We start from the raw sequence: 6887 nt of genomic DNA on the forward strand, positions 1-6887 counted from the left end.
CCCCCCCCCCCCCCCCCCCCCCCCCCCCCCCCCCCCCCCCCCCCCCCCCCCCACCGCCGGTCCCGTCTACCGCGCGTCGGCCGTCGGCCGCACCACTTCGGTCAGCCACGCCCGGATCCGCGCGTCGAACCAGTCGGCGTCGTGGTTCCAGAGCTTGGTGTGCCGCGCGACGTGGGCGACCTCGAGCTGCACCAGGTCCGGCCGGGCCGCGGCGAGTGCGTACGACGCCGATGCGGGCACGAACCCGTCGTCGTCGCTGTGCAGCAGCAGGATCGGGACCCGCAGTTCGTCGGCGCGGGCGACCATGTCGAGTTCCCGCAGGTCGATCGGCTGGTCCAGTCCGGCAACCCGGTGGACGACGGGCGTGCGGAGGACCCACTGCGCCACCTTCCGCACCGGTCGGGGCAGCCGGAGCGCCCGGCTCTGCGACTTCAGGACCGCGTGCCAGTCGACGACCGCCGACTCCAGCACGACGCCGCTGACGAGTCCGGCGAGGCCCGAGCGCACCAGGGTCTGCAGGACGACGGCACCGCCCATCGACCAGCCCATCAGCACGACGCTCGTGGCGCCCTGCTGCGCGACCCAGTCCAGGGCGGCGTCGACGTCCTCCCACTCGGTCGAACCCAGGCCGTAGCGACCGTCCGGGCTCGGTGGTGCGACGCCGTCGTTCCGCCACGACGCCAGCAGCACCGAGTAGCCGGCGGCCCGGAACACGGGTACTGCGCGGATCGTCTCGGCCCGGGTCACACCTCGGCCGTGCACCAGGACGGCCCAGGGCGCGGCCGGGTCCTCGGCACGGACGACCCAGGCGGGTGCGGGGCCGTTCGGGGTCTGCACGTCGACGTCCTCGACCGGCACCCCGAGCTCCCCGGGGGTCAGGTAGAACCAGCCGCCCCACCGACCGCGTCGGGCGACGGTGGGGTCGCCGGCGTCGACGGCGATGACCCGACGGGTGACGGTCGTGTCGGTGGTGTCGAGCACCTCGCCGACCCGCATGTGCCCCGTCGCGCCACCGAACCACAGGCTGTACCGACCCGGGGACTCGGTGTCGGGACTGCGTCCCAGGGAGACGGTGCGCGCCTCCAGGTCGACGGCCGTGATCGGCACCCGCTCGGTGCGCTTGCGGTCCGGGGTGACGACGGCCCGGGCGACGGCGGCGACCGAGCCGGCGACCACGGCGAAGCCGACCGCAGCGGCGGTGACGCCGGCACCGAGCGCGAGGAGGCCGACGGACCGGACGGCATCGGGACGGCGGGCCATGCGGGCCTTCCAGGACGAGGACGACTCAGGACGAGGGCGACTGCGGGCAGCACGACTGCGGGGCGGACGGCGTGCCGCCCGTACCGGTGTTGGGTCCGGAGCCTAGTCTGCATCCGTGCCCGAATCCCGAGACCCCGACGCCGAACCGGAGGCGTTCGCGCGTCTCCGCCAGTTCGTGTCGAGCGGCAGGACCCGCACCGAGACCACGGTCACCGAGATCCCGTCGCCGAGTCGCATCGCCCCGTTCTCGCTCGCCCTGGCGGCGGACGTGTCGGGCGCGGTGCACGGTGTGGACTCCGACCTCGGCACCGGACGCTTCATCGCCCTGCACGACCCCGCCGAGCCGGAGGGGTGGGGCGGCGCGTACCGCATCGTCACCTTCGCGCAGGCCCCACTCGAGCCGGAGATCGGTGTCGACGAGTTCGTCGCCGACGTCACCTGGAGCTGGCTCGTCGACGCCCTCGACGCGCACGGCGCCCGGTACGGCAACGCGTCCGGCACGGCGACGAAGATCATCTCGCGCGGGTACGGCGAACTCGCGGCACAGGGCGACGGTGCCCAACTGGAACTGCGGGCGTCGTGGACGCCCCTCGACGACGACCTGACGCCGCACGTGCAGGCGTGGGAGGAGATCGTGGCGATGCTCGCCGGACTCCCCCCGGCCTCGGACGGTGTCTCGCTCCTGGCCCCCCGGAGGCTCGCCCGTGACTGACGCCGATCCCGCCTACGAGGACGCGCACGCTGCCGTCCACGTCATCGAGGAGCGCGACGAGTACCTCGACGCGGTCGCCCGCCTGGCCGCCGGCACCGGTCCGGTCGCGGTCGACGCCGAGCGCGCCAGCGGGTACCGCTACTCGCAGCGGGCCTACCTGATCCAGGTGTTCCGCCGCGGGTCCGGCTCGTTCCTGTTCGACCCGATCGCGATCGGCGACTTCACCGACCTGCAGGCCGCGCTCGTCGACGAGGAGTGGGTGTTCCACGCCGCGTCGCAGGACCTGCCGTGCCTCCGCGAGGTCGGCCTGGTCCCGACCCGGATCTTCGACACCGAGCTCGGCGCGCGCATCGCCGGGTTCCCCCGTGTCGGCCTCGGTGCGGTCGTCGAGCAGCTGCTCGGCATCACGCTCGCGAAGGCGCACTCGGCCGCGGACTGGTCGACCCGGCCGCTGCCCCAGGCCTGGCTCGTGTACGCCGCCCTCGACGTCGAACTGCTGCCGGACCTCCGCGACTCGCTCGCCGCGGTCCTCGAAGCAGCTGGCAAGGCACGCATCGCGGAGGAGGAGTTCGCCGCCGTCCTCGCCCGCGCGCCGAAGCCGCCGCGCGCCGAGCCCTGGCGCCGGCTGTCGGGCATGAACGTGCTCCGCGGTGCCCGGGCCCTCGCGATCGCCCGGTCGCTGTGGCTCGCCCGCGACGCGTACGCGCAGGAGACCGACATCGCCCCCGGCCGGACCATCCCGGACTCGGCGATCGTGGCCGCCGCCGCTGCCGCCCCGACCTCGCGCGCGGAGCTCGGCGCGCTGAAGTCCTTCACGGGCCGCGCCAGCCGCTCCGAACTCGACCGGTGGTGGGCCGCCCTCGAGGAGGGTCGCACCACCGAGGACCTGCCGCGCCTGCGTGGCGGGAGCGAGCCGAGCCTCCCGCCGCCCCGTGCGTGGGCCGAACGCAACCCGGCCGCCGACCGACGGTACCGCGCCGCCCGTGCCGCCGTCACCGCGCGTGCCGCCGAGCTCGACCTGCCCGTCGAGAACCTGCTGACGCCGGAGACGCTGCGTCTGGTGTCCTGGACGCCGCCGAAGACCGTCGCGACCGAGACCGTCGGGGCGACGCTCGCGTCGCACGACGCCCGGCCGTGGCAGGTCGAGGAGACCGCGTCGGTCATCGCGCACGCGTTCGAGGTGGCTGCGGACCGGTCCGTCGAGGACCCGGCGGCCGAGGTCACGGCGACCACGGCCTCCCGTCCGGACGACACGACGGCGGACGCCGACGCGCAGACCGGCGACGCCGCGCTTGTCGCAGACGGACAGGCCGACGACGCCACCGGGACCACCGGCTCGTAGGAACCGCCCAACCGACGTGCCCCTGCCCAGCCGGGGGTACTAGCGTCGGGGCGTCGCCGGGCGAGGCCCGGCCGGTCGGGGTGACACGTCGCTCCGGCCCGATCGTTGTGGATCTGGAGGCTCGCATTGCCGAAGACATCAGACGTCGTGTTCGTGGACGGTGTCCGTACCCCGTTCGGCCGCGCCGGTGAGAAGGGGGTGTTCTGGCGGACCCGCGCCGACGACCTCGCCGTGCACGCGATGCGTGGGCTGCTCGACCGGAACAGCTCGCTCGACGGAGCCGCCGTCGACGACGTCGCGGTCGCCGCGACCACCCAGCAGGGCGACCAGGGCCTGACCCTCGGACGCACCGTCGGGATGCTCGCCGGCCTGCCGAAGTCCGTCCCCGGCTACGCCATCGACCGCATGTGCGCGGGTGCGATGACGAGCGTCACCACCCTCGCCGGCGCGATCGCGTTCGGTGCCGCCGACGTCGCCATCGCCGGCGGGGTCGAGCACATGGGTCGTCACCCGATGGGCTTCAACGCCGACCCGAACCCCCGCTTCGTCGCGGAGCGCATGGTCGCCCCCGACGCGCTCGTGATGGGCAACACCGCCGAGCGCCTGCACGACCGTTTCCCCGCCATCACGAAGGACCGCACCAACGCCTTCGCCGTGCAGTCCCAGCAGCGCTACGCCGCCGCCTGGGGCGCCGGCAAGCTGCAGCCGGACGTCATCCCGGTCGAGGTGAACACCGGTCAGGGCTGGGACATCGTGTCGGCCGACGAGCCGCCGCGTCCCGGCACCACCCTGGAGGCCCTGGCCGCGTTGAAGACGCCGTTTCGGTCCCACGGACGGGTCACCGCCGGCAACGCCGCCGGCCTGAACGACGGCGCGACGATGAGCCTGCTGGCCTCGGACGCCGGCGCGAAGGAGCACGGGCTGCCGACGAAGATGCGCATGGTCTCGTTCGCCTTCGCGGGCGTCGAGCCCGAGGTGATGGGCGTCGGCCCGGTGCCCGCGACCGACAAGGCCCTGTCGAAGGCCGGGCTGTCGATCGACGACATCGGCCTGTTCGAGATCAACGAGGCGTTCGCCGTGCAGGTCCTTGCGTTCCTCGACAACTACGGCATCGCGCAGGACTCCCCGAACGTCAACGCCTGGGGCGGTGCGATCGCCGTCGGGCACCCGCTCGCCTCGAGTGGTGTGCGTCTGATGACCCAGCTCGCGGCGCAGTTCGCCGAGCGACCGGACGTCAAGTACGGCATCACGACGATGTGCATCGGCCTCGGCCAGGGCGGCACCGTCATCTGGGAGAACCCGAACTTCAGCAAGTCCGCGGCACGGAAGGCGGCCTGACCATGACCACCACCCCGATCGACCAGCTGACCGCCCTGAGCGAGGACGAGGTCGTCACCCACTCGTACGTCAAGCACGTCGCGCTGCCCTCCGGTGGCACCCTCGCGCTCATCACGCTCGACAACGGCAAGGACTACAAGCGCCCCTCGACGCTCGGCCCGCGCACCATGCGTGAGCTGTCCGGCGTGCTCGACGAGCTCCGTGCCGCCGCGGCCGCCGGCACCGTCCAGGCCGTCGCGATCACGGGCAAGGAGTACTGCTTCGCCGCGGGCGCCGACCTGTCCCAGGCGGCAGCGCTGCCCTCCCGCGAGGTCGCGCACGAGCTCGGTGTGCTCGGCCACGCCACGCTCCGGAAGTTCAGCGAGCTCGGTGTCCCGTCCTTCGCGTTCGTCAACGGCATCGCGCTCGGCGGCGGGCTCGAGGTGGCGCTGCACTGCACCTACCGGGTGTTCTCGTCCGCCGCCCAGGGCATCGGGCTGCCCGAGGTCTTCCTCGGTATCATCCCCGGCTGGGGTGGCGCGACGCTGCTCCCCCGCCTGATCGGTCCGGAGAAGGCCCTGCGGGTCATCGTCGAGAACCCGCTGAAGAACAACCGTCTGATGGACGGGAAGGCCGCGGTCGACCTCGGCATCGGCGACGCGCTGATCCCGTCGGTGACGTTCCTGCCGTCCGCGGTCGCCTGGGCCGACGGCGTCGTGTCCGGTCGCACCAAGGTGGTCCGGAAGAACGAACCCGGCATGATCGAGAAGGCCGCCTGGGGCACCGTCGTCAAGGTCGCCCGACAGCAGGTGACGTCGAAGATCGGCAGCGTCCCGAAGTCGCCGTTCCGCGCGCTCGACCTCGTCGCCGCCGCCAAGTCGGGGTCGCTCGAGGAGCGCTTCGCCGGGGAGGACGACGCCCTCGCCGACCTGCTCGCCGGGGACCAGTTCGCGGCGTCGATGTACGCGTTCGACCTGGTGCAGAAGCGGGCCAAGCGCCCGGTCGGCGCTCCCGAGGGCGTCGACGCGAAGAAGGTCACGAAGGTCGGCGTCCTCGGTGCCGGGCTGATGGCCTCGCAGTTCGCGCTGCTCTTCGCCCGCCGGCTCGGCGTCCCCGTCGTCATCACCGACGTCTCGCAGGAGCGCGTCGACGCCGGTGTCGCCCGGATCCGCCAGTCGGTGGACGAGATGCTCGCCAAGGGCCGGGTCTCACAGGACGACGCGAACCGCATCACCGCCCTGGTCAGCGGGTCGGTGTCGTACGACGCGTTCGCGGACGCCGACTGGGTGATCGAGGCCGTCTTCGAGGAGATGGGCGTCAAGCAGGAGGTGTTCCGGAAGATCGAGCAGGTCATCGCACCGGACGCGATCCTCGCCACGAACACCTCGTCGCTGTCGGTGGACGAGATGGCGTCGGTGCTGCAGAACCCGGAGCGTCTGGTCGGGTTCCACTTCTTCAACCCCGTCGCGGTGATGCCGCTGCTCGAGGTCGTCCGCGCTTCCCGGACGTCCGACGAGGCCGTCGCCACCGCACTGGCCGTCGCGAAGACCCTGAAGAAGACCGCGATCGTCACGGCCGACCAGCCGGGCTTCGTCGTCAACCGGGTGCTCGCACGCGTCCTCGGCGAGGCCATGCGCGGCGTCGAGGAGGGCACCTCGTTCGAGACCGTGGCCGAGGGCGCCGCTCCCCTGGGCCTGCCGATGTCCCCGTTCGAGCTGCTCGAGCTCGTCGGCCTGCCGGTCGGCGCACACGTGCTCGACTCGCACCACGCCGCCTGGCCGGAGCGCTTCTACCCGGGCGACGGGCTGAAGAAGATCGCCGAGCACGGGACGATCCTGACCCGCGACAAGAAGGGCAACGCGACCGGGTACGACTCCGCTGCCGTGAAGCTCGTCGCGCCGTCGAAGAAGGACGCCCACCCGGTCGACGCTGCCGAGATGCAGCGCCGGTTCGAGGACGCCCTGGCCGACGAGGTGCACCGCATGCTCGACGACGAGGTCGTCCAGCACGTCGAGGAGATCAACCTCGGGCTGATCCTCGGCGCGGGCTACCCGTTCCAGGCCGGCGGCATCAGCCCCTACCTCGACCGCAGCGGTGCGTCCGAGCGGGTCTTCGGCGGCACGTTCCACGAGCCGCCGATCGTCGGGCCCGCCTCCCGCTGACCCGGCGGACGGGCGCCCGGGCGCCCGCTGCCCGGCGCCGACCGGTTCCGCACAACAGGAACCGCCCCGAACCATGGGATCCCATGGTTCGGGG

The 6887-nt window shown here is 73.0% G+C and carries 5 protein-coding genes; 4 read left to right on the plus strand and 1 reads right to left on the minus strand.

Translation table 11 applies throughout. The features are described 5' to 3' along the window. Positions 1 to 66: 66 nt before the first annotated feature. On the minus strand, positions 67 to 1260 hold the full coding sequence (locus QCD68_RS16540; RefSeq protein WP_301223808.1) for an alpha/beta hydrolase family protein: 1194 nt from the start codon (positions 1258 to 1260) through the stop codon (positions 67 to 69). 115 nt (positions 1261 to 1375) lie between these two features. Between QCD68_RS16540 and QCD68_RS16545 the strand changes: the two genes are divergently transcribed. The 4 genes from QCD68_RS16545 to QCD68_RS16560 all read left to right on the plus strand — a co-directional run bounded on the left by QCD68_RS16545 (position 1376) and on the right by QCD68_RS16560 (position 6793). After that, positions 1376 to 1972, plus strand: a complete 597-nt coding sequence (locus QCD68_RS16545; protein WP_111073295.1) for a DUF3000 domain-containing protein — start codon at positions 1376 to 1378, stop codon at positions 1970 to 1972. Continuing rightward, positions 1965 to 3314: an HRDC domain-containing protein gene (locus QCD68_RS16550; RefSeq protein ID WP_301223809.1), complete on the plus strand. Its 1350-nt coding sequence runs from the start codon at positions 1965 to 1967 to the stop codon at positions 3312 to 3314. Before QCD68_RS16545 ends, QCD68_RS16550 begins: the two co-directional genes overlap by 8 nt. A 126-nt stretch (positions 3315 to 3440) precedes the next feature. Beyond that, positions 3441 to 4652 (plus strand): thiolase family protein, encoded by a 1212-nt coding sequence (locus QCD68_RS16555; protein WP_301223810.1) that lies wholly within the window; start codon positions 3441 to 3443, stop codon positions 4650 to 4652. A 2-nt stretch (positions 4653 to 4654) separates the two neighbouring features. After that, the gene (locus tag QCD68_RS16560) at positions 4655 to 6793 is read left to right on the plus strand and encodes a 3-hydroxyacyl-CoA dehydrogenase NAD-binding domain-containing protein (protein ID WP_301223811.1); all 2139 of its coding nucleotides are present in this window, start codon (positions 4655 to 4657) and stop codon (positions 6791 to 6793) included. Positions 6794 to 6887: the final 94 nt, after the last annotated feature.

The organism is Curtobacterium sp. PsM8 (assembly GCF_030433875.1).
Taxonomy (GTDB): Bacteria; Actinomycetota; Actinomycetes; order Actinomycetales; family Microbacteriaceae; genus Curtobacterium.

Excerpts from the sequence above, each read along its gene's own strand:
- QCD68_RS16540 (WP_301223808.1), bottom strand. The coding sequence starts at position 1,260 with ATGGCCCGCCGTCCCGATGCCGTCCGGTCCGTCGGCCTCCTCGCGCTC.
- QCD68_RS16560 (WP_301223811.1), top strand. The coding sequence starts at position 4,655 with ATGACCACCACCCCGATCGACCAGCTGACCGCCCTGAGCGAGGACGAG.